This window comes from Pseudomonas tremae, from assembly GCF_001401155.1.
GTDB lineage: Bacteria > Pseudomonadota > Gammaproteobacteria > Pseudomonadales > Pseudomonadaceae > Aquipseudomonas > Aquipseudomonas tremae.
Window position 1 is genome coordinate 71,737 of sequence record NZ_LJRO01000381.1, and the last position, 22,097, is coordinate 93,833.

Annotated in this window: 17 protein-coding genes and 1 tRNA gene; 1 reads left to right on the forward strand and 17 read right to left on the reverse strand. The window is 55.1% G+C overall.

Annotated elements, in window-relative coordinates; translation table 11 throughout:
- Positions 1-5: 5 nt before the first annotated feature.
- From ALO43_RS21215 to ALO43_RS21300, 17 genes are all read right to left on the reverse strand, one after another.
- Positions 6-1,883 carry an ArnT family glycosyltransferase gene (locus ALO43_RS21215; RefSeq protein WP_051126724.1) on the reverse strand — a complete coding sequence of 626 codons (1,878 nt, stop codon included), beginning with the start codon at positions 1,881-1,883 and terminating at the stop codon, positions 6-8.
- Between the two features lie 60 nt (positions 1,884-1,943).
- Positions 1,944-6,767, reverse strand: coding sequence for a glycosyltransferase (locus tag ALO43_RS21220; protein WP_054998024.1), 4,824 nt, complete (start codon positions 6,765-6,767; stop codon positions 1,944-1,946).
- The gene (locus tag ALO43_RS21225; RefSeq protein WP_053931889.1) at positions 6,760-8,127 is read right to left on the reverse strand and encodes an ABC transporter ATP-binding protein; all 1,368 of its coding nucleotides are present in this window, start codon (positions 8,125-8,127) and stop codon (positions 6,760-6,762) included. Before ALO43_RS21225 ends, ALO43_RS21220 begins: the two co-directional genes overlap by 8 nt.
- Positions 8,117-8,944 (reverse strand): ABC transporter permease, encoded by an 828-nt coding sequence (locus ALO43_RS21230; protein ID WP_024670109.1) that lies wholly within the window; start codon positions 8,942-8,944, stop codon positions 8,117-8,119. The genes ALO43_RS21225 and ALO43_RS21230 overlap by 11 nt, the downstream gene beginning before the upstream one ends.
- Positions 8,944-9,489 carry a dTDP-4-dehydrorhamnose 3,5-epimerase gene (gene rfbC, locus ALO43_RS21235; RefSeq protein WP_005891114.1) on the reverse strand — a complete coding sequence of 182 codons (546 nt, stop codon included), beginning with the start codon at positions 9,487-9,489 and terminating at the stop codon, positions 8,944-8,946. The genes ALO43_RS21230 and rfbC overlap by 1 nt, the downstream gene beginning before the upstream one ends.
- A gap of 669 nt (positions 9,490-10,158) precedes the next feature.
- Positions 10,159-11,088 (reverse strand): glycosyltransferase family 2 protein, encoded by a 930-nt coding sequence (locus tag ALO43_RS21245; RefSeq protein WP_054998021.1) that lies wholly within the window; start codon positions 11,086-11,088, stop codon positions 10,159-10,161.
- A 41-nt stretch (positions 11,089-11,129) separates the two neighbouring features.
- On the reverse strand, positions 11,130-12,020 hold the full coding sequence (rfbA, locus tag ALO43_RS21250) for a glucose-1-phosphate thymidylyltransferase RfbA (RefSeq protein WP_005891123.1): 891 nt from the start codon (positions 12,018-12,020) through the stop codon (positions 11,130-11,132).
- The gene (rfbD, locus tag ALO43_RS21255) at positions 12,017-12,922 is read right to left on the reverse strand and encodes a dTDP-4-dehydrorhamnose reductase (protein ID WP_053931892.1); all 906 of its coding nucleotides are present in this window, start codon (positions 12,920-12,922) and stop codon (positions 12,017-12,019) included. Before rfbD ends, rfbA begins: the two co-directional genes overlap by 4 nt.
- Entirely contained in the window at positions 12,922-13,995 is a 1,074-nt protein-coding gene (gene rfbB, locus ALO43_RS21260; RefSeq protein WP_005891130.1) for a dTDP-glucose 4,6-dehydratase, read from the reverse strand. Before rfbB ends, rfbD begins: the two co-directional genes overlap by 1 nt.
- A gap of 284 nt (positions 13,996-14,279) precedes the next feature.
- Positions 14,280-15,380, reverse strand: a complete 1,101-nt coding sequence (gene ychF, locus ALO43_RS21265) for a redox-regulated ATPase YchF (protein WP_054998022.1) — start codon at positions 15,378-15,380, stop codon at positions 14,280-14,282.
- 21 nt (positions 15,381-15,401) lie between these two features.
- On the reverse strand, positions 15,402-15,986 hold the full coding sequence (pth, locus tag ALO43_RS21270) for an aminoacyl-tRNA hydrolase (protein WP_024670113.1): 585 nt from the start codon (positions 15,984-15,986) through the stop codon (positions 15,402-15,404).
- Positions 15,987-16,150: 164 nt separating this feature from the next.
- Positions 16,151-16,765: a 50S ribosomal protein L25/general stress protein Ctc gene (locus ALO43_RS21275; protein ID WP_005891139.1), complete on the reverse strand. Its 615-nt coding sequence runs from the start codon at positions 16,763-16,765 to the stop codon at positions 16,151-16,153.
- Positions 16,766-16,903: 138 nt separating this feature from the next.
- On the reverse strand, positions 16,904-17,845 hold the full coding sequence (locus ALO43_RS21280; RefSeq protein WP_003317125.1) for a ribose-phosphate pyrophosphokinase: 942 nt from the start codon (positions 17,843-17,845) through the stop codon (positions 16,904-16,906).
- A gap of 45 nt (positions 17,846-17,890) precedes the next feature.
- Positions 17,891-17,965, reverse strand: a tRNA-Gln gene (locus ALO43_RS21285).
- A gap of 37 nt (positions 17,966-18,002) precedes the next feature.
- The gene (ispE, locus tag ALO43_RS21290; RefSeq protein ID WP_054998025.1) at positions 18,003-18,851 is read right to left on the reverse strand and encodes a 4-(cytidine 5'-diphospho)-2-C-methyl-D-erythritol kinase; all 849 of its coding nucleotides are present in this window, start codon (positions 18,849-18,851) and stop codon (positions 18,003-18,005) included.
- Positions 18,852-18,853: 2 nt separating this feature from the next.
- Positions 18,854-19,471, reverse strand: coding sequence for a lipoprotein insertase outer membrane protein LolB (gene lolB / locus ALO43_RS21295; RefSeq protein WP_005891143.1), 618 nt, complete (start codon positions 19,469-19,471; stop codon positions 18,854-18,856).
- A 4-nt stretch (positions 19,472-19,475) separates the two neighbouring features.
- Positions 19,476-21,203 carry a tetratricopeptide repeat protein gene (locus ALO43_RS21300; protein ID WP_024670116.1) on the reverse strand — a complete coding sequence of 576 codons (1,728 nt, stop codon included), beginning with the start codon at positions 21,201-21,203 and terminating at the stop codon, positions 19,476-19,478.
- A 226-nt stretch (positions 21,204-21,429) separates the two neighbouring features.
- On the opposite strand from ALO43_RS21300, the gene hemA reads away from it, so the two are divergent.
- Positions 21,430-22,097: glutamyl-tRNA reductase (gene hemA, locus ALO43_RS21305; protein WP_081032946.1), on the forward strand; the 668-nt coding region annotated here is incomplete at its 3' end.

The following is a 22,097-nucleotide window of genomic DNA, read 5'->3' on the forward strand; positions in this document are numbered from 1 at the left end:
CATGATCAGTGAGACGAACGGCTGATGAACTCGCATACATCAGGCATTGCGAAAATTTGAAATGAAGAACTGACAGTGTATAGCTTCAGATTGCACTTGTCGGCGGGAGATACCGACAGGAAGGTGCCTTCATAGCCTGTGCGGAGTGCTGATTTATCCCCGATGGCCGCTGCAACGTCCTGCCTTTTTCCATCGATGTTCAAAGCCCCTACAATTTTACCTTCTTCGACAGCAATCACGTAAAGAGGTACTCCATCACCGGGTTCAATATAACTCCAACCTCTTATGTACAAACCGTCTGAGGTTTGCCGCATCACGTCAATGTTGCCCCTTGGAAGATCCTGTGACACAGGGGCCTTTAGAGAGAACTCACCGCTCTCTATTGAGAGTCGCTTAGACAACTGAGCTGCGGTAGGGAATGCGCCAGCTGCGTTGATTGGACCGCTTGTCTCTTGCACCGCTTCAGACAAAGGTCTTCCGATGGCCGACTTTTGAAGATTAGGCTGACTTAAAGTGTTTGCGCTCCAAGCAACCATATTGGTCCAAGCCATCCATATAGTGACCATGAATAACCACTTCATGTGGAAATGACGAGATTTCGCGATACGTGCTAGCGACGCGGATGTCTGATGATTCGCATGTGTGGTAGTTGCAATTGAAATAATGAGAGCGAGGAATGGTATGGTGACAAAGAGGTATCGACCTTGCGGCTGAGGTAAACTATTCTGAGAGGCAACTAGGCTAAGAATTATAATTGATGGAAATAAACCAAGAATCATGATTAAAGGAAGTAGGTTTTCTAATATTAATTTTTTCTTGTCTGGCAGTGCGCAGGCTCGTGCCGTCTGGACTATAGCAGTCAGTGTAATTAATATAAGAAGCAATGCTGCTCCCATATAATAAGAGTCGGGGATGTATACATTCATCCAGCCTGTAACCGAAAAATAACTTTTCGTGGCTAAGCTCAGCCATGGCAGGACTGTAGTCATGTCGATTAAATGCCCAGGGCATTTAATATAGCAAGTGCCAAACCCCTGCGCCGGATTAGACTTGTGCATTGCTACAAAGTCCAGTTGTCCGGTAATTCCGGTAATTTCACCGTATTTAAGGTAAGTAATTATAAGCATGGGGGCTGAGATAAGCAGGCCCACTACGAGCGCCAACGGGAAGAGTTGGGTAACTTTTCTTTCTCCTGCATATCGATAAGCAATCAGCATGCTGCCAGCAAAGACAAGTGCAGGAAGAAAATAAAGTTTTGCAAGAAACATCAAGCCAAGTGCAGCACCGAAACAGATTGCGGTGTACTTCGTGGGCGATTTTATATAGCCTAGGAGGCTACTTAAAAGCAGTGCGATACTAGCAAGTCCGTACGCATCGCTGTTGAAGTAGGAGAATACAAAAGATACTTGGGGGATAAGGGATATAATAAGCGCGCTAAAAGCAGCGCTCTTTTCTGTCATGCCTGCTCTGCAAGCTATTCTATAAAGTGCACAAATAAAAACAGCGCCGAGTATCCAGTTAAAGCTTCGGGCTGATAGGTATGCCAAATCATCCGGTAGTAACCAACTTAGACCGTATGAACTGATCATGGCACCTATTACATGGGGAAAGGGTAACCCATGATACCAGAACTCTCCGGGGTGCCATGTATAGCCGGAAAGGCTGCCGGTAAATGGCTGTAGTGGCTCCGCAGCATTAGGCAGTTCATGAAATGTTTTGAGGTATTCTAGCAAAAAAAAGTGTGTTGATTCATCAGGTCCTCCATGGAACGAGATGCCTACCGACCATAAGATTAGGACGATAATGTACACGGCAGCTAACAACAATTGGTAGCGGGGCTTTGAGGTTTTCGTAATGCTGTTATGAATAGTATTCTCAGGCACGCAAAGCTCCTAGGCTTTCAGTTTTCCTTGTTTGAGGATTTACTTTGCAAATAACGTTACTCAACTGCTGATCCTCGGAGGCCAGGCCATACTAAAATCCTCGTGGCTCAATGTCAGGTTCGGACTGTAGGCATAGTCAGCTTGAATATCAGGCCAGCGTGACTTGATGTATTCGATTTCCTTGGTGAAGCGCTCTTGCTTTTGAGGAGTATCTTCCAGGCCACGGGTCGCAGATTCATGGTGGTAGAGCTCTGCAAATGGGGTCCACACGTTCACGTAGCCTGCCTCTCTGACTTTGAGGCAGAAGTCCACATCGTTGAAGGCGATTTTCAAGTGCTCCTCCTCCAATCCTCCGACCTGGTCGAACGTGGATTTTTTGATAATCAAACAGGCGGCAGTTACTGCGGAAAACTCCTGGATCAACTCTGCTCTGCAGAAATAACCAGGTGCGCCTTTGGACAGGTATTTATGGGAGTGGCCCGCAACGCCGCCCAAGCCAGTGATGACACCACCATGCTGCAGCCGATTATCCGGATACCACAGACGCGCTCCTACGGCTCCGACATTGGGCTGTAGGGCTATCGAGACCATTTCACTCAACCATTCAGGGGTGATGACCTCGATATCGTTATTGATAAGCCCGATCAGTTCGCCGTTCGCTATACGCACTGCCGCGTTATTGAGCGCTGAGTAATTGAATGGGCCTTCATCGCGCATGACGCGAATGTTTTCTTCCTGATCGAGCTGAGCAAAATACTCGAGCGATTCCGGTTCGTCGGAGCCGTTGTCTATCAGGATGATTTCATAATGAGTATACGTCGTCAGTTGCTTGATGCTGTCGATGCACTGTTTGACAAGGGCATGGGCATTCCGGGTGGGAATTATCAGGCTCACCAGTGGCGGCGACGCTGGCAATGCGTAATGAACACGATACATACTCGAAGAAGACAGCTCGGCGATTCCGACGCCGCCTTTGCGCTCCAGGTGTTCATCCAGTGCCTTGACCCCAGCCAGCGCCGCGTAAGGTTTTTCATCACCTGCCATCGCAGTGCTGCCGGCGTGTATGCGCCAATGGTAGAGCACACGAGGGATATGAATAATCTGGTTCCGTTCAAGCTTTTCTACGCACCGCAGTGCCAGGTCATAGTCCTGAGCGCCCTCAAAACCCGTTCGGAATTGTCCGACTTCGTTGACAAGGTCTCTGCGATAGGCGCCGAGGTGGCAAACCATATTCTGCGAGCGGAACAGGAACTCGTTCCAGTCTGACTTGAAGTAGGGCGAACTGCGCTTGCCGTCCGTACTGATCTTGTCTTCATCGGAGTAGATAAGGCCGGCATCAGGGTTTTCACGAATCGTTTTAGCAATCCAGTAGAGCGCATGTCGGGGCAGCAAATCATCGTTATCCATCAGTGCGACAAATTCGCCCGTGGCGATTTCAAGCGCCGAGTTGCTGGCCGCTGAAATATGCCCATTGTCCTCACGAAAAACGACTTTGATCCTGTCATCCAGAGCGCTCAACGATTTCAGGTATTCAATAACCTCCGGATAAGTCGATGCGTCGTCCGCAAGGCAAAGCTCCCACTGTGGGTAGAGTTGGGCACGAACGCTCTCTACCGCTTCGCGCAGTAAATCCAGAGGAGGGTTGTAGACTGGCATGATGATGGAAATGACCGGACCCTCACCCCAATGAGCTATGTCATCGTTGATGCGGTTTATTTTTACATCGTCTAGAGTGTCGTATTGCTGCACCCATAAAGCATAGTCATTCCTGTTTCCGGGCATTGCCTGCACTGTGCTGGTTTTGGCCCACCGCGCTTGAGCAATGACGCCAGCAATACCTCTCGCTCGCCAAACTCGATATGCTTTCTTTGCTGTGCCTGACACACCACCGCCGCGTCGAATAATCATAGGCAGCGAAGTAAGGATGCTCTTTGCTCTAAAGAAAGACCTCGTCACTTTCCTGAGCGGCGCTGTTACCTTCCAGCTGTAAGAGGACTGCATCGAGATGATATTCAGGTTCAAATTATGAATATGAGTATCTCTGCCTTCCAGCTCAAGGCGATGATTTTCCAGCAGCATCAGGTTTTTGCTTTCAAGGCCATCCAGTACTCGACGCTGATGTTGCTTCAGATTCAGCGTTTCGGTCTCGATACTCGTCAATGCGAGGTGATGACTTTCTTTCAAGGCCAGATTTTTAGTTTCAAGATCCGCCAACGTGGTGTGGTGGTTCTCTTGTAAAGACAGGTGCTCGGCTTCGAACTCCTTCAGCCTGAGATGATGGCTCTCTTGCAAGGCAAGATTTTCGGTTTTAAGCCCCATCAGTGCTGCACGGTGGGTTTCCAGAGCCGCCAGATGCTCGCTTTCGGCTTCCATCAACTTGAGCCGATTGCTTTCCAGAATGGCGAGGTTTTGAGCTTCAAGCTCCTCCCGCTCTTGCCGGTGGATTTCTTGCATGGCCAGTTTTTGGGCTTCAAGGTCTGCCAGCACCTGACGATGGCTTTCCTGAAGCGTTGCATTCGCAGCTTCCAGCTCACTCAACGCCAGGCGGTGGCTTTCCTGAAGCGCTGCATTGGCAGCTTCCAGCTCATTCAACGCCAGGCGATGGCTTTCCTGAACGGACAGGTTTTCAATTTCTATATTGGCCAAGGCGAGGCGGTGGTTCTCTTGCTCCGCCAGATTTGCCGCTTCGACAGCCTCAAGTGCAGAGTGCTCTTTAATGTTCAGGTCCGAGGTGGTTTCAAGTGCCTGTTTGAGCTCTTCTTCTTGTTGAAGCAGTCGTTCAGCGACCTGACCTTCAGTGAGCAGGGTGAACGAGATCTGGACTTTGAATGACTTACCCGTAATCAGCGAATTCAGATCGGCAGGCAACATCACGTGCGGATCATCGTTGAGTGCCATGAACAACGTGCCGTTGGCATCGCTGGAGAATGCTGTGACGCCTGCGGAAGCCAGTTGAGCATCCGTATTGTCGTACCACGCCCATAACTTCGCGTTCGAACTGTAAACCTTGATGGCGCTGATCGAAAATGACTGCCTCACGTTGGTGGGGTCGAAACGTAAAGAGGCGCATCGGGCTGAAGCGGGAACTTCAAAAATAACCGTCTGAAAACCGTCGTGAACACGCTGGGTTTTTGTCCGGTCTTCAGCGAATCCTCCTTCAGCATCGCCCAGATAAAGCGTTGCCAGCTTAGGCGCCTCGTTTAACTGCGAACCCGTCTTCTGAATGGTGGCATCGGGTGCCCAGTTCAGAAAGCTGGCAGCCTCACGACCGGTGACTTTTTCCTGGAACATGGCTTCGAGTACAGCAAAGCGATTGAGCTCTTCATCCGTCACTGTCAGGCCGACGCTGGCCATCAACTGGATAATGAAGTCGCGCCTGCTGATCATAGTTGCAGTTGGATGGAAAGGTACTGCGCTGGCAATCAGCAGCAGCAAACCACGCATCAGCAAATGCCCCAGCTCCACACCTTCGACCATTTCCCATTCGATGTCGATCAGGTGCGGCTGGCCTTCGCTGTCAAGGATGATGTTCTGCGCAACGGCATCGATATAGTGACCTGGCAGACGCTCGTCTACATGATCAAGTGCAAGATCATGGCCCTCTGATGCAAGCAGCTGTTTGAGGCTGTTTACATACAGTGATAGAAACGGTGTGAAGGTGGCCACGTTCCAGTTGTGGGTTGATGCGGCCTCGTAGAATTTCAGGCTCAGCAGCGAACCTTTGGCGTAACCATGCGCGTCGGGAAGAATGAACTTGTGCGCATCACCAAGACTTTCCGGTACGGGGTTGTCACTAAGGCGGTGGTAGCGAACCTCGATGCCTTCAGGCGTTTCGACGAACACGGTCGCTTTGCAATATTCGGCATTACGGCCTGTGCTGTAGTGGTACGCCAGGATATCGGTCGGCACCACCTGTTCTGGCTGGCAGGAGGCAACTACCAGGAAAGAGTTGGCGAGGTCCATGCCCAAGTGGTTATCAATGACAACGGGCCACGCTCTTTCCAGGTTGAATGTGGTGTTTGCAGGCAGTTGTGGATCTTTTCGAGTGTTCTGGGAAGCGAGCGCAGCCGCGTCGAAGTCATGCGACTTAAAACCGCTTTCAGTGATGATCGAGTTCGGAATTTTGTAGTCGGGGTAGGGGGATAGAAAATCCGACGCCTTGAACCCTGCGCGAGCAATCAGCGCTTGCAGCTCTTTTCGACCAAATGTCTTCGGCTGCCGATCTATATATCGTCCCTCGATGCCATACATCGCAACGCCGACATGGTCTTCTGGTGCGCCTGCAAAATATTTGAGGCCCAGCTGATTTTCGATGGCGATGAACAGGTGGCCGTCAGGCTTCAACAGTTTGCGAACGCGATTCAGCATGCCGAAAGCCGGGTCAGCATCTGCGCTGAACATGCTGGCGTATTCGAGAACACCGATAAGTGTCACTACATCGAACTGTTGGTCGACTTTAAAATCGTCAAACCTTTCAGCGAGTACGGTGACGTTATCCAGGTCTCTCGTTCTGCTTGCGGCAATTGCTGCGCGTCGTGGGCTGCCTTCCAAGGACAGGACCGTAGCGTCTGCTTCACCCAGGTAACGGCTTATTGCGCCGCATCCTGCGCCTATCTCAAGGATTGATTTGCCTTTGATGAGACTCTCGAACGGCCGGAAGATATTTCCACGGCTGGAGGTCAGGTGATAAAGCTTGGGCCAGTCAGTGCAGTACTGTGGCAGCTCACTGGACAGTACTGATACATCCTTCGCTTCACGTACGATACTGGCCAGCTCGGTTTCAGAATTATCGCCGTCGCTGTACGCGATGCCTTGATAATCGGAACGCACCCAAACCCCAGTGCTTGCATCAAGGCTATAGCCGTATTTATCCAGTTCAAACATCAGCAATTACCGGTTCTATGTCCATGGAGGCACCCAGGTCTATCAAGCCCAGTAGCTTCGGAGTAGGTTCTACGACGAAATGTATCGAATCATAGCGTCGGTCGTGGGGCACTATGTCTTCGCTTTGCCGGGAGGCAATGCCTATGGAAATGAAGTAATCACCGGTTGCCAGTGCGTTTTTGAATTTCACGCGAGCCTTGGCCTGTTTGCCGGCATTGCCGATCAGCGCGGTGCCCTCGCAGTCCTGCATATAGGAGTTGGTGCCGTAAACGGTGACGCCTTCTTTGGTCTTGATCGTAAAGCCGATAATCGGGTTGACCACCGTGCTGTTAAACCTCAGTGCCAGATCAAGAACGATGTCTTCACCCGACTCGACACTGTTGGGGAACTCCCGTCCCGAAGCGCTCATATGGAAGTCGAGCAATGTTGCAGCACCGTCCCCCCAGCGGTATTCATGAGGGTTGTAGCCTGGCCTGCTGGCGTACACATCTTCGTCGAAGCGTAGCGCTATCTTGTCTGCTTCGACCGGCGCGGTTTCTACACGCTCGGCTTCGGCAAGGTCCAGGCTTTTGTCGGTAATCGGGCTCTTGTCACGCCCAAACAGAAGATCGGTATAACGATTGATGACAGGACGCGATTCGCCAATCATCTCGATCCTGCTCTTTTCAAGCAAAATCGCGCGATTACAGTGGGTAACGACCTGCTCGCTGGAGTGAGTAACCAAGAGAATACTGGTGCCGTTTTCTTTCAGCTGTCTCAGGCGCTCGAAGCATTTGGCCTGAAAACGGGCATCGCCCACGGAAAGAGCTTCATCCACGACGAGAATTTCCGGATCGACCTGAGCCTGAACCGCAAATGCCAGGCGTACGGCCATGCCGCTCGAGTACGACTTGACCGGCTGATCAAGGAACTCGCCGATGTCGGCAAACCCTGCGATCGCGTCAAAGCGCTCGTCCACTTCGTCACGCGTCAGGCCCAGCACGGCTGCGTTCAGGTACACGTTCTCGCGGCCAGTGAACTCTGGGTTGAACCCTGAGCCAAGCTCCAGCAACGCCGCTACTCGGCCACGGGTGTGAATCTCTCCGATGGTAGGGCTCAGCGTGCCGCAGATGATCTGCAGCAAGGTGGACTTGCCCGAGCCGTTGCGACCGACGATGCCAACCGTTTCGCCTTTACCAACATTGAAGCTGACGTCGCGTAGCGCCCAGAATTCCTTGCCGTAGGTCGTGGTTGCTGCCTGCCCTGACCAGCGCTGAAGTCTCGGTACAAGCGCTTGCTTCAGGCGGTCGTGGGGTTTGTCATAGGTGTAAAAACACTTCGATACGTTTTGTACGCTGATAACCGGTTGATCAGATGACATCAGCGAATCCTTTACGTGTCTTTTGGAAGAACCAGAACCCGATGACAGCAATTACCGCACCGACGGCAATTGCGATGCCCAGGCTGTCCCAATGGGGGAGGTTGCCGAACAGCAGTACGCTCCGGCTTTCTTCAATAATGTAGGTCAGCGGGTTCATCTGCAGCCACGGGCGATACACTTCAGGGAGCGCAGCTACAGGATAAAGAACAGGCGACAGGAACAACAGAACGGTAGTCAGCACGGTGATCACGTGGCCGACATCGCGCAGGTATACACCCAGCGAGGCGAGAAACCAGCTGATGCCCAAAGTGCCAAGAATAAGTGGCACCAGAATCAACGGGAACAGCAGTGCGGTCCAGTAGAGCGTGTGCGATATCAACAATTGCGCGATCACAAGCACGATCAGGCTGATGCAACTGTGGAAGAGTGCCGAGCCCAAGGTAATGACTGGCAGGATCTCCAGCGGGAAAACCACTTTCTTGACGTAATTGCTGTTGCTCATGACCAGAGACGGCGCCCTGTTGGCACATTCTGCGAACAGGCCGTGCACGATCATGCCGACGAACAGAAGAATGGCAAAGCCGCCTTTGCCAGTGTCTACGCCGACCCAGCGTGCGCTGAAAATTTCGGAAAAAACGAAGGTATAAACCGCCAGCATCAAGACCGGATTGAAGAATGACCAGGCCAGGCCCATTACCGAGCCACGATAGCGGCCAATGACTTCACGCTTGGTCATTTGCGAGATCAATGACCTGTTCGTCCACAGGCTGCTGACCAGGCGTAGAGGTCCCGCCGAGGGTGTTTGGTGAGGATTCATTACGCGAATACCTCAGCGTCTTCGAAGGCGACGGCTTTCTGGTCCTTTGCGGAGAGGGAGGGCGCTTCGCTGAATGGCCATTCGATGCCTACGCTTGCGTCGTTCCACACCAGGCTGCGCTCATGCTCAGGCGCCCAGTAGTCAGTGGTCTTGTACAAGAACTCGGCGCTTTCGGACAGCACGACAAAGCCGTGAGCAAAGCCTTCCGGGATCCACAACTGTTTTTTGTTTTCGGCGGTGAGATGCAGGCCCACCCATTTGCCGAAGGTCGGGGAGCTCTTGCGCAGGTCGACGGCGACGTCAAACACCTCGCCTACGGTTACGCGTACAAGCTTGCCCTGGGGCTGTTGAATTTGATAATGCAGGCCCCTCAGTACACCTTTTACTGAACGAGAGTGGTTGTCCTGAACGAACTTCACAGGCCGACCCACGACCTCTTCGAATGCCTTCTGGTTGAAGCTTTCAAAGAAAAAGCCGCGTTCGTCGCCGAATGTTTTGGGCTCGAACACGATGACGTCTGGAATGGCGAGGCGTGTTGCATTCATAGGTAACGTATCTCCGAAATGCTCATCAAGGTCTGCTCATGCAACCTTGGTTGGGGCGGGCGCGCGTAGAAAAGCGCCCGCGCCAGGGAATGTGATTGCGCCAGTAAAAGGCGGTTTACGGTATCGAAGCTCATTGGCATCGTGTGCGGCACAGACTGACCGCCTGGGCGGGAAGTCTTCGCGCTGGATAAGGGGATGGTTCTGTCGTCGCTGAGGGGCGCGGAGCATGCATCGTCTATTTGTAATTTTCCGACGTAGGTTCCGACGATGAGTAACACGAGGTCTTCATTGCAGGACGGTTTTACTAAATAAAGCGTATCCGGTATGTGAACTCATTGCTGTAAGGGCAACTTGGGCCTGTCGTCCCTGGCTGGGCGGTACAAATGACCCTGCCTTTCGACTCTGGTTCCGTTCTGGCTACCGGTTTCATTGAGCTTCTGATACCGAAAACAAAGGCCTGCACATTAACATAAGCGGCCGCTTGAGAACATTCAGCGGCCGTGAAATTAAGCGTCTGCGGCGTGCTGTCCGATGCCCGGCCATAAGTGATGTCTGGCAACCTTTGCTGTCATGCAAAGATACTTAAATGCTGCTTTTTCAAAAGCTTGCGAAAGGCACTTCGCAGGTGGGCAGGGAAATATACAGCTGTGGATGAGCCGGATTTGCAATCTAGCGATTATCGGGCTGTTCAGGTTTATTCAGCGTAGCTGCCAGGCAGGCAATTATGAAAAAAAGCTTGTCTCGGGGTCTTCTGCGGCACTCTCGTGCCTTGAACGCGAGGCGAAGAAATAGCCATCGTGTGCCAGCCGTCTTCCCCGTGGGCAGCGCTTCGTTGCCCCCGGTCAACTGGCTGATCAACAGCACCTGTCCGGCCCACCAGCCGTCAGCAATCTTTTTCAGGCGAGTGAGCAGTGAAGCCAGCCCGGTGTTGGCGCCAACCTGGTTATTGGCATGTTGACGATAGTCCATGCCTGGAACCGGATCGATAAGCCAGTGGTAGCCTTGGCTGCGAGCAAATGCGTAGCAGTACCAGTCATGCAAACTGACAGACTGTGCCGCGTCCCACTGCGCAATAAGCGACGCCTTGAAGGCATCCGCAAGAGGGCGGCTCAAAACATAGGTGCAGCCGGGGCCTGCCGCTTCAAAAAGATGGTCCCATCGAACTTGAGGCTGGGCCTTGTCCAATAATAGGCGTTGCCCATTCGGCCAGAAGGCGATGACATTGCTGGAGTAGGCGTGATGGTTGCCGGGCTTCAGGGCCGATACGGCGCGCTCAAGCTTGTCTGGGTACCAGATATCGTCCTGATCGGAAAACGCCACGTAATCGTACGAAGAGAAGTCCACATCCCGAATCAGGCGAAAGAAATTGCGCGACGCTCCGCCGAATCGTGCGGCAAGCGGCAGCAGGGTGACGTTTGCATGGCGCTGCGCATAGTCGGCACACCACGCTTCAGTGCCGTCCGTAGAGGTATCGACACTGATGAACACGCTGACGCAGACATGTGTCTGCATCAGAATGGATTCAAGTTGCGCCTCTATCCATGACCTGCCGTTGTAGGCTGCCAACAGCACGGCGACCTTTGGAATAACAGACGACATACTGTTCGCAGCCCTGCGGTATGGAATAGAGGTTGGCAGTCTTAGAACGAGCCCAGGTCGAGCAGCTTCTGCAGATACTGCCCGTAACCGGTTTTCTTCAGTTTCTGGGCTTGTTCACCCAACTGAGCGGCAGTGATCCAGCCATTGGTGTAGGCAATTTCTTCCAGGCAAGCGACTTTCCAGCCCTGGCGTTGCTCGATGGTGTGCACAAAATGGCTCGCTTCCAGCAGCGACTCGTGCGTGCCGGTGTCGAGCCATGCAAAGCCGCGCCCCAGGATCTCTACGGTCAGGCTCTTCTGCTCAAGGTAAGCGCGGTTCACGTCGGTGATTTCCAGCTCGCCACGTTCGGAAGGCTTGATGCTTTTCGCGATTTCAACAACCTGATTGTCGTAGAAGTACAGGCCGGTGACTGCGTAGCTCGACTTCGGCTCTGAAGGCTTCTCTTCGATGCTCAAGGCGCGACCTGTGTCGTCGAACTCGACAACACCAAAGCGCTCCGGGTCGGAAACGTGGTAACCGAAAACGGTAGCACCGCTGGTCTGCTGGCTGGCAGAGCGCAGGTTGTCGGAGAAGTGCTGACCGTAAAAGATGTTGTCGCCCAGGATCAGGCAGCAAGGGTCTTCGCCGATGAACTCTTCGCCGATGATGAAGGCTTGCGCCAGGCCGTCAGGCGTAGGTTGCTCTGCGTAAGTGAGCTGAATGCCATATTGGCTGCCATCGCCCAGCAGCTTGCGGAAACTTGGCAAGTCTTCTGGCGTGGAGATGATCAGCACTTCGCGCATGCCTGCCAGCATCAGCACTGACAGAGGGTAGAAAATCATCGGCTTGTCGTAGATCGGCAGCATCTGCTTGGATACGCCAAGGGTGAGCGGGTGCAGACGAGTGCCCGAGCCGCCGGCCAGGATGATGCCTTTACGATTGATGGTGGTCATTTATTCAGAGTTTCCATGAGCATTCGGGCTACACCACTTTGCCAGTCAGGCAGGTGCAGAGAAAAATTGTGGCGCAGCTTTTCTGTGTTCAAACGCGAATTCAGAGGACGTTGCGCAGGTGTCGGATACTCGGCTGTGCCGATCGGGTTGATCGTTTCTACCGCCAGAGGTTCCCCATTGGCGCGTGCGTAATCAATCACGTACTGCGCGTAGGCATGCCATGACACTTCGCCGGCAGGCGCCAAGTGGTATATGCCACAGAGTTCCGGCCTTGCAAGCGCTTGCTGCAGCGCCGCCGTGGCTATATCGGCCAGCAACTCTGCGCCTGTAGGTGCGCCAATCTGATCGGCGATCACATTCAGCGTGGGGCGGTCTTTTGCAAGTCGCAGCATGGTCTTGGCGAAGTTGTTGCCGCGTGCCGCGTAAACCCAGCTGGTGCGGAAGATCAGGTGCTTGCAGCCTGAGGCAACAATGAGTCGTTCGCCCTCAAGCTTGGTCGCGCCGTAATAGTTGACCGCAGACACAGCGTCGCTTTCTTTCCACGCAGTGGTCCCTGTACCGTCGAACACGTAGTCCGTCGAGTAATGAACCAGCAGGGCGTCCAGCGTGTGGGCCTCTTCTGCCAGAACCTGGCTTGCCAGAGCGTTGACCGTATGCGCGAGTTCCTGCTCGGTCTCTGCCTTGTCGACGGCAGTGTAGGCCGCGGCGTTGACGATGACTTGAGGTTGAACGCGGCGAATCGTGTTGCGCAAACCTTCGAGGTTGGAGAGGTCCCCGGAAAGGTCGCCATAGTCTGTAGAGACGGTGTGGCGATCAAGCGCCACGACCTCGCCCAGTACCGCCAGAGAGCGTTGCAGCTCCCAACCGACCTGGCCGTTTTTTCCCAGCAGAAGAATTTTCATCATTTATCGGCGCGTGCTGTGTAGTTTTTGTCGATCCATTGCTGGTAGCTGCCGCTCTTGACGTGGGCAACCCACTCAGGATTGTCGAGGTACCACTGCACGGTCTTGCGAATGCCCGACTCGAAGCTCTCTTCCGGTACCCAGCCCAGTTCGCGCTGGATCTTGCTGGCGTCGATTGCGTAGCGCAGGTCGTGGCCAGGACGGTCCTGAACATAAGTGATCAGGCTGGCATGCGGACGATGAGCCGAATCCGGGCGCATCTGGTCGAGCAGGGCGCAGACAGTGTTGACCACTTCGATGTTCTGCTTCTCGTTGTGACCGCCGATGTTATAGGTTTCGCCGATCTCGCCTTCAGTCACGACCTTGTAAAGCGCGCGAGCGTGGTCTTCGACGTACAGCCAGTCACGAACCTGATCGCCTTTACCGTAAATAGGCAGCGGCTTGCCTTCCAGCGCGTTGAGGATGATCAGCGGGATCAACTTCTCGGGGAAGTGGCACGGGCCGTAATTGTTGGAGCAATTGGTGACCAGGGTCGGCAGGCCGTAGGTACGGCTCCAGGCACGTACCAGGTGGTCGGAACTGGCCTTGCTGGCGGAGTAGGGCGAGCTTGGCTGGTAAGGGGTGGTTTCAGTGAAGAGGTCTTCCGGGCCTTCCAGATCGCCATACACTTCGTCGGTCGAAATATGATGGAAACGGAAGTTGGCCTTGCGCGCTTCATCCAGCTGGCTCCAGTAGCCGCGTGCAGCTTCAAGCAACACATAGGTGCCGATGATGTTGGTCTGGATGAACTCCGACGGGCCGGTGATGGAGCGGTCTACGTGGGATTCGGCTGCCAGGTGCATGACGGCATCAGGCTGATGCTCTTTGAAGACCCGATCGAGGTCTTCGCGGTTGCAGATATCGACGTGCTCAAACGCATAGCGCTCGCTTTGATCCGCGGACTGGAGTGATTCAAGATTGCCCGCATAGGTAAGCTTGTCGACGTTGACGACGGAGTCCGTTGTATTGGCAATGATGTGCCGAATGACCGCCGAACCGATGAAGCCTGCACCGCCTGTTACTAAGATCTTCAAAAGAGTATCTACCTTGGGTTGTGACAAGGCTCTGCCCGGTCCGTGGAAACAATCGCTGATCAGTCGCCGTCTTTGACATCTGCTTGCGTCAAACACGAATGTTTAAAATGACGTGGATAAGCGACGATTAAAGGACGATATTTTACATAGAAAAATAGACATCCCCAGCAAATAATTCGAGGGGGTCTGAAATAGTACTGCGGGCTGCTGCGCACCGACCCATAGAAACGCAAAAGCCCCGCTTAACGGGGCCTTTGGGGCGATGGATGAGAGCCGCCTATGGTTTAGACGTTAAACCGGAAATGCATCACATCACCGTCCTTGACGATGTATTCCTTGCCTTCCAGGCGCCACTTGCCTGCTTCCTTGGCGCCAGCCTCGCCCTTGAACTGGATGAAGTCGTTGTAAGCCACGACTTCAGCGCGAATGAAGCCTTTTTCAAAGTCGGTGTGGATAACACCTGCGGCCTGTGGTGCGGTAGCACCAACGCGGACGGTCCAGGCGCGGACTTCTTCGACGCCTGCGGTGAAGTAGGTCTGCAGGTGAAGCATTTCGTAGCCGGCGCGAATTACGCGGTTCAGGCCGGGTTCTTCGAGGCCCAGGGCTTCGAGGAACATGTCTTTCTCTTCGCCGTCATCCAGCTCGGCGATTTCTGCTTCGATCTTGTTGCAGACCGGCACCAGCATTGCGCCTTCTTCTTCGGCAATGGCGCGGACCACGTCCAGCAGCGGGTTGTTCTCGAAGCCGTCTTCAGCAACGTTGGCGATGTACATGACCGGCTTGGTGGTCAGCAGATGGAAGCTGCGAATGACGACTTTCTCGTCATTGTTCATGCTCTTCATCAGGCTGCGGGCGGGCTTGCCTTCGCTGAAGTGTGCGATCAGTTGCTCGAGCAGGCCTTTCTGGACCACTGCGTCCTTGTCGCCGCCCTTGGCATTGCGCGTGACCTTTTGCAGCTGTTTTTCGCAGCTGTCGAGGTCGGCGAAGATCAGTTCCAGGTCGATGATCTCGATGTCACGCTTGGGGTCGACGCTGTTGGAGACGTGAATCACGTTCTCGTCTTCGAAGCAGCGCACTACGTGGGCGATGGCGTCGGTTTCGCGGATGTTGGCGAGAAACTTGTTGCCCAGGCCTTCACCCTTCGAGGCGCCTGCCACAAGGCCGGCGATGTCGACGAACTCCATGGTGGTCGGCAGGATGCGCTTCGGGTTGACGATGGTTGCCAGGGCCGCCAGGCGCGGGTCAGGCATTGGTACGATGCCGCTGTTTGGTTCGATGGTGCAGAAGGGGAAGTTCTCGGCTGCGATACCTGATTTGGTCAGCGCGTTGAACAGGGTGGACTTGCCGACGTTAGGCAGGCCGACGATGCCGCAATTGAATCCCATGGTGTTTCCCCTCGAGTGATGTCAGGCCTTCTGGCTGTGCAGGTTTTTCATCGCCCGGTTCCATTCACCGGCGAGGATATCCGGCAGCACGCCGAGGGCAAAATCGATACTGGCGTCCAGTTTTTCCTGTTCGGCGCGTGGCGCTCGACCCAGGACAAAGCCGGATACCTTGCTGGCATCGCCCGGGTGGCCGATGCCAAGCCGCAAGCGATGAAATGTGTTCTGGTTGCCGAGCTGCGCGATGATGTCGCGCAGGCCGTTGTGACCGCCATGGCCGCCGCCCGTCTTGAGTTTGGCAACGCCCGGAGGCAGGTCAAGTTCGTCATGCGCCACCAGAATCGATTCGACCGCAATGCGGTAGAAACCGGCAAGTGCCGCGACGGCCTGGCCGCTGCGGTTCATGTAGGTGGTGGGGATCAGCAGACGAACATCCTGACCCTGATGCGTGAAGCGCCCGGTCAGGCCAAAGAATTTGCGCTCGGGAACGAGATTGACTCGTTGCGCCGCAGCAATACGCTCAACAAAAAAAGCCCCTGCGTTATGCCGGGTCTGTTCGTACTCAGCGCCTGGATTTCCCAGGCCCACGATCAGTTGTATGGCGGTCACGACAGGGGCTCTTCCTTTGGAGTTGTGGGTTCAACCGCTGGCGACAGCGGCAATACTGGCGAAAACTGCTCATTTACCATGATGTAAACTCCGCGATCTCGCCCGCTTTGCCTGCTATCGCTCGCGGTGTTTCCTGAGCAACTCCGACGTTACCAAGTAATGAATTACTCGGCAGCGCCTTCTTCACCTTCGCCTTCTTCTTCGTCTTTGACGATGCGCGGTGCGTGGACGTTGGCGATTGCCAAGTCAGTACCGTGTGCCAAAGCAACGAATTCGACGCCTTTAGGGGCTTTCAGCTCGGACAGGTGAACGTTGTCACCCACTTCCAGTGCGCCCAGATCTACTTCGATGAACTCAGGCAGGTCTTTCGGCAGGCAGGTCACTTCCAGCTCGGTGGTAGTGTGCGAGATCTCGCCGCCTTTCTTGACCGGAGCTTCTTCGTTCAGGAAGTGGATCGGTACGATTGCGGTCAGTTTCTGACCAGCAATAACGCGCACGAAGTCAGCGTGCAGCACATGGCCTTTGGCCGGGTGACGTTGCAGTGCCTTGATGATCACGTTTTGCTTCTTGCCACCAACGTTCAGCTCGATGATGTGGCTGTAGGCCGCATCGTTTTCGAGCAGTTTGGCAACTTCCTTGGCCAGCATGCTGATGGACTCAGGAGCTTTGTCGCCACCGTAGACGACAGCTGGAACCAGGCTGGCGAGACGACGCAGGCGGCGGCTCGCACCTTTCCCCAGGTCGGAACGCTGTTCTGCATTCAGTGTAAATTCGTTCATGTTGTATCTCCAAATTAACCACATCCACCGTCGCGTTTGCGACCAGCGCTCGGGCGGTATGGGCAAAAAAGCCCCGCCCTGACCGGATGTCAGGGCGGGGCGCTTTTCGTCAGCAAAGTGCAGGCTAAGGGAAACCCCTTAGCGGAACATTGCGCTGATCGATTCTTCGTTGCTGATGCGGCGAACCGCTTCGGCGACTACCGGTGCAATATCCAGTTGACGGATACGGCCACAGGCTTGAGCGGCGGCGGACAACGGGATGGTATTGGTCACCACCAGTTCGTCCAGCACAGAATTTTCAATGTTTTCGATGGCCCGGCCCGACAGCACAGGGTGTGTGCAGTAGGCGAAGACCTTGGCGGCACCATGCTCTTTCAGGGCCTTGGCCGCATGGCACAGTGTGCCGGCGGTATCGACCATGTCATCAACCAGAATGCAGGTACGCCCTTCGACATCACCGATGATATGCATCACTTCTGAGTGATTGGCTTTCTCACGGCGTTTGTCGATGATACCGAGATCTACACCCAGAGATTTGGCAACAGCACGTGCGCGCACGACGCCGCCGATATCCGGGGAAACGATCATCAGGTTTTCAAAGCGCTGGTCTTCGATGTCATCCACCAGAACGGGGGAGCCGTAGATGTTATCTACCGGAATATCGAAGAAGCCCTGGATCTGGTCAGCATGAAGATCAACCGTGAGCACACGGTCGATTCCCACTACGGTCAACATATCGGCAACGACTTTCGCGCTGATAGCAACACGTGCGGAACGCGGACGGCGGTCCTGGCGGGCATAACCAAAGTAGGGAATCACAGCAGTGATTCGGGACGCTGAGGAGCGGCGGAAGGCATCAGCCATCACGACGAGTTCCATCAGGTTATCGTTCGTTGGTGCGCAGGTCGGCTGAATGATGAAGACGTCTTTACCGCGGACGTTTTCATTAATCTCAGTGCTGATTTCACCGTCGGAAAACTTTCCAACAGAAACATCACCCAGTGGGATATGCAGCTGACGTACTACACGCCGAGCGAGATCGGGGTTGGCATTCCCCGTAAAGACCATCATCTTGGACACGCGCAGTACCTAGAGGCTGAGGGTAACCTGGATGAGTATAGAAAATGGCAGGGGCGGCTGGATTCGAACCAACGCATGGCAGGATCAAAACCTGCTGCCTTACCGCTTGGCGACGCCCCTGTATTGAATCAATCGAGTGCTTGACACTCAATTCCTGTTACAGAATCTGTAGCTTGCGATGCAACATCGAGATGTTACTTCCTTTCGCTACGAACCCCGTAAGGGTCTCTGTAAGAAGGGCCGAGACTTTATCAGCTTCAGCTTTGTTTGGGAAGGCCCCAAACACACAACTTCCAGTTCCGGTTAATTTTGCTTCGGTAAAATTACCTAACAAATTCAAAGCGTTACGTACTTCCGGGTAACGCCTCTCTACAACCACCTTACAGTCATTTCGACTGTTTCCCTTGGGAACGGGGCGCACTTTAATGGGCGGCGTGTCGCGTGTCAACAACGGATCTGAAAAAATTTCTGCTGTACTTACAGCGACTTGCGGCACGAGCACCAAATACCACGGTTCTTCCGGGTTTTCCGGGGTCAGGATTTCACCGATACCCTCAGCAAATGCTGCGCGGCCACGCACAAAAACCGGCACGTCGGCACCCAGTGTCAGGCCCAGCGCGGCAAGACGATCTTCATCCCAGCCCAGTTGCCACAAATGATTCAGGCCGAGCAGGGTAGTGGCTGCATCGGAACTGCCGCCACCGATGCCGCCGCCCATGGGCAGGCGTTTTTCCAGCCAGATATCCATGCCCAGCGTACAGCCGGACTTTTGTTGCAATGCGCGGGCGGCTTTGACGATCAGATTGCTGTCATGCGGAACACCGGGGACCTCAGTCTGCAGGCGGATTTCACCGTCTTCACGGATTGCAAAACCCAGTTCGTCGCCGTAGTCGAGAAACTGAAACAGGGTTTGCAATTCATGGTAACCGTCGGGGCGGCGGCCGAGGATGTGCAGCATCAGGTTCAGCTTTGCCGGAGCCGGCAAAACCATTTGTGGCGCACTCATGATCATTGCCCCAGCTTGCGGGGCTGCCAGTCCTTGATGACCAGCGTGACGTCGAGATCCTGGCCGTGCAGCTTGACCCGTTCCGGCAGCCAGTAGCCGTTCTGCTCGACGTAGCTCAGGTATTCCACCTGCCAGCCATCCTGATCGAGACTGGCCAGGCGGCTGTCGCCATCCAGCGTCACGCTGCTTTTGCTGTCGGGGGCGGGCAGGCCGCGTACCCACCATACAAGGTGCGATACCGGCAATTTCCAGCCCAGTTGATCTTGCAGGAGAGTTTCTGGCGTAGTGGCCTCATAGCGACCCTGATTGGCCACTTCGAGCACTACCGCGCCCGGCCTGCCGGTCAGGCGCGCAGCACCTCTACCCAGCGGGCCTGACAGGCGGATGTCGTAGTAGTCCTGGCGTTGCAGCCAGAACAGCGTGCCGCTGCCGGAATCCTTTGGTGCGCGGATGCCTACCTTGCCGTTGATCTGCCAGCCGTCAAGGCTGGTCAGTTGCTGTTTGTGTTCGCGCCATTGTGCAGGGTCGCCCTTGCCTTGAACGGATTCGCGAGAGGTTAGCCCGGCGCAACCGGTGAGCAGGGCAATGAGGCTGAATACGATTACGTGGCGCAAAAACATGACGTTAAAGGTTCTCTGATCCGGTCAGGCGCCGCAGAGTGCTGCGCAGGACGGTGCTGTCGGGTTGTTGTTCCAGGGCCTTGGCCCACACTTTTCGGGCTTCGCGCTGTTCGCCTTTGGCCCACAATACTTCGCCGAGGTGCGCAGCCACTTCATGATCCGGGAAGCGTTCAAGTGCCTGACGCAGATAGCGCTCGGCGTCGTCCAGATTGCCCATGCGGTAGTTCACCCAGCCAAGGCTGTCGAGAACCGCCGGGTCATCAGGGCTGATCTGATGGGCTTTCTCGATGAGCTGACGTGCTTCGGCGTAGCGCGTTGTGCGGTCGGACAAGGTATAGCCGAGCGCATTCAACGCCATGGCGTTTTCCGGCTCGCGCTTGATGATGGTTCGCAGGTCTTTTTCCATCTGCGCCAGATCGTTGCGCTTTTCAGCCAGCATGGCACGGGTATAAAGCAGATTGACGTCATCCGGATACTGCTTGAGCGCCTGCCCCAGAACCTGCCAGCCACGATCCAGCTGATCATTGCTGGTCAGCGTCTCGGCTTCGATCAGGTAAAGCTGTATCGCATAGTCGGGCTCTTCGGCCCGCGCTTCGGACAGGCGTTTGGCCGCTTCGGCACCGTTGCCGTTGCTGACCAGAATATCGGCCTGGCGCAATTGCGCGGCAAGGTAGTCGGGACCAGGTCCGACCTGAGCGTATTCGTTGAGTGCGCTTTGCGGGTCTTCGCGCTCTTCGTGAATGCGACCCAGGTTCAGGTGCGCGGAGTCCACGTGGGCGCCGCGCTCGATCAACTCTTCAAGATAACCCGCGGCCTCATCCCAGGCCTTGGCTTCCAGGCAGACCAGTGCCAGCGAAAAGCGCAGTTCGTCGTCATCGGGGTACTGCTTGAGCAGGGAGGAGAACTGCACTTTGGCGTCTTCCATGCGGTTCTGCTCGACGAGCATGCGTGCATATGTCAGGCGCAGGCGCTTGTCGTCCGGGTATTTCTTGATGCTTTTTTCCAGCAGGGGCACTGCTTCCTTGCCGCGGTTCATGCTTTGCAGCAGGCGCGCGCGGAGCAGGATCGGCGCTACTTCACCTTCTTTGGGCGGGTTGTCTTCCAGCAGCTTGAGCGACTGTTCGGCGTCTCCATTCTGCTGAAGCAGCAACGCCTTGCCGAAAATCAGCTGGCTGTTGTTCGGGTATTTGCCCAGCAGACGGTCGAAGCTCTTGAGCAGACCGTTGCGTGTGTCGGAGTCGGTTTCGGCAGCTGACAGCGCCAGAAAGTCGAAATGCGTGTCGCCCTGACCTTGCAGAACCCTCTCCATGTACACCAGAGAGTCGTCGTAGCGACCGGCGCGCGCCAGCTGAATGGCCGCTGCCCGTTGCGCTTCAAGACTGGTCGGCGCGTTTTTCGCCCAGACCAGCGCGGTTTCGAGCGCCGACTGGTCGGCGCCCATGTACTCGGCGATCTGGTAGGCGCGCTCGGAAACACCCGGGTCCTGGGTCTTTATCGCCTGGGTGACGTAGTTATCCAGCGCGATGTCAAAACGATTGCGCTGGCCGGCCAGCTCCGCGCTCAACAGGCTGACCAGCGTGTCCTGAGTGAACGAGCCATAGACTTGCGGCTTGGGTTCAGGCGCTGGAGGCGCGTCTTTTTGAGCGGGCACGGGCTGCGACGAGGCGGGGCCTGTGGACTGGCAGCCGGCTAGAAAAGCAAGAGCAAGGAACAACGCGGAGGATCTATTCATATATAAGAAGGGCGGCTTACCTGCGGTGGGAGCATCATGACACAAGGCTGTCGGCAAAACCCACAGCCGTTGGAAAAACTGATGCAATGCGTGTGTTTGCTGCGCTGCGGACCCGAAAGCGCGGCCTGCAACGAGCGATTGTAGTGGGACAATAATATCCGGTGGTTGTTCTGAGCTTATCGAAGTAGGACAATTACCGGCTTCACGTCACCACCTGCGACCCTGAATGGCCTTCCTTGCACTCGGTATCAACCATAAGACCGCCTCGGTCGACGTTCGCGAGCGCGTGGCATTTACCCCCGAACAACTGGTCGAGGCGCTGCAGCAGCTCTGCCGCCTGACCGAAAGTCGTGAGGCTGCGATCCTGTCGACGTGCAACCGCAGCGAGCTGTATATCGAGCATGATCACCTCGCGGCAGACAGTATTCTGGCCTGGCTTGCCGATTACCATCACCTCAGCCTGGAAGAGCTGCGTGCCAGTGCCTATGTTCACGAGGATGATGCTGCCGTGCGCCACATGATGCGCGTGGCCTCGGGGCTGGACTCTCTGGTGCTGGGCGAGCCGCAGATTCTCGGCCAGATGAAGTCCGCGTATGCCGTTGCCCGTGAAGCCGGCACCGTCGGTCCGCTGCTAGGGCGTCTGTTTCAGGCCACGTTCAGCGCTGCCAAGCAGGTGCGTACCGATACTGCTATCGGCGAAAACCCGGTCTCGGTGGCATTTGCGGCCGTCAGTCTGGCGAAACAGATTTTCAGTGACCTGCAACGCAGTCAGGCCTTGTTGATCGGTGCGGGCGAGACCATTACTCTGGTCGCCCGACACCTGCATGACCTTGGTGTCAAGCGTATCGTGGTTGCCAACCGTACGCTGGAGCGCGCCAGCATGCTGGCCGCAGA

Excerpts from the sequence above, each read along its gene's own strand:
- ispE (WP_054998025.1), bottom strand. The coding sequence starts at position 18,851 with ATGAGTGCGCCACAAATGGTTTTGCCGGCTCCGGCAAAGCTGAACCTG.
- rfbD (WP_053931892.1), bottom strand. The coding sequence starts at position 12,922 with ATGAAAATTCTTCTGCTGGGAAAAAACGGCCAGGTCGGTTGGGAGCTG.
- ychF (WP_054998022.1), bottom strand. The coding sequence starts at position 15,380 with ATGGGATTCAATTGCGGCATCGTCGGCCTGCCTAACGTCGGCAAGTCC.
- ALO43_RS21225 (WP_053931889.1), bottom strand. The coding sequence starts at position 8,127 with ATGTCATCTGATCAACCGGTTATCAGCGTACAAAACGTATCGAAGTGT.
- rfbA (WP_005891123.1), bottom strand. The coding sequence starts at position 12,020 with ATGACCACCATCAATCGTAAAGGCATCATCCTGGCCGGCGGCTCGGGC.
- ALO43_RS21245 (WP_054998021.1), bottom strand. The coding sequence starts at position 11,088 with ATGTCGTCTGTTATTCCAAAGGTCGCCGTGCTGTTGGCAGCCTACAAC.
- ALO43_RS21275 (WP_005891139.1), bottom strand. The coding sequence starts at position 16,765 with ATGAACGAATTTACACTGAATGCAGAACAGCGTTCCGACCTGGGGAAA.
- ALO43_RS21230 (WP_024670109.1), bottom strand. The coding sequence starts at position 8,944 with ATGAATCCTCACCAAACACCCTCGGCGGGACCTCTACGCCTGGTCAGC.
- lolB (WP_005891143.1), bottom strand. The coding sequence starts at position 19,471 with ATGTTTTTGCGCCACGTAATCGTATTCAGCCTCATTGCCCTGCTCACC.
- rfbC (WP_005891114.1), bottom strand. The coding sequence starts at position 9,489 with ATGAATGCAACACGCCTCGCCATTCCAGACGTCATCGTGTTCGAGCCC.
- ALO43_RS21220 (WP_054998024.1), bottom strand. The coding sequence starts at position 6,767 with ATGTTTGAACTGGATAAATACGGCTATAGCCTTGATGCAAGCACTGGG.
- ALO43_RS21300 (WP_024670116.1), bottom strand. The coding sequence starts at position 21,203 with ATGAATAGATCCTCCGCGTTGTTCCTTGCTCTTGCTTTTCTAGCCGGC.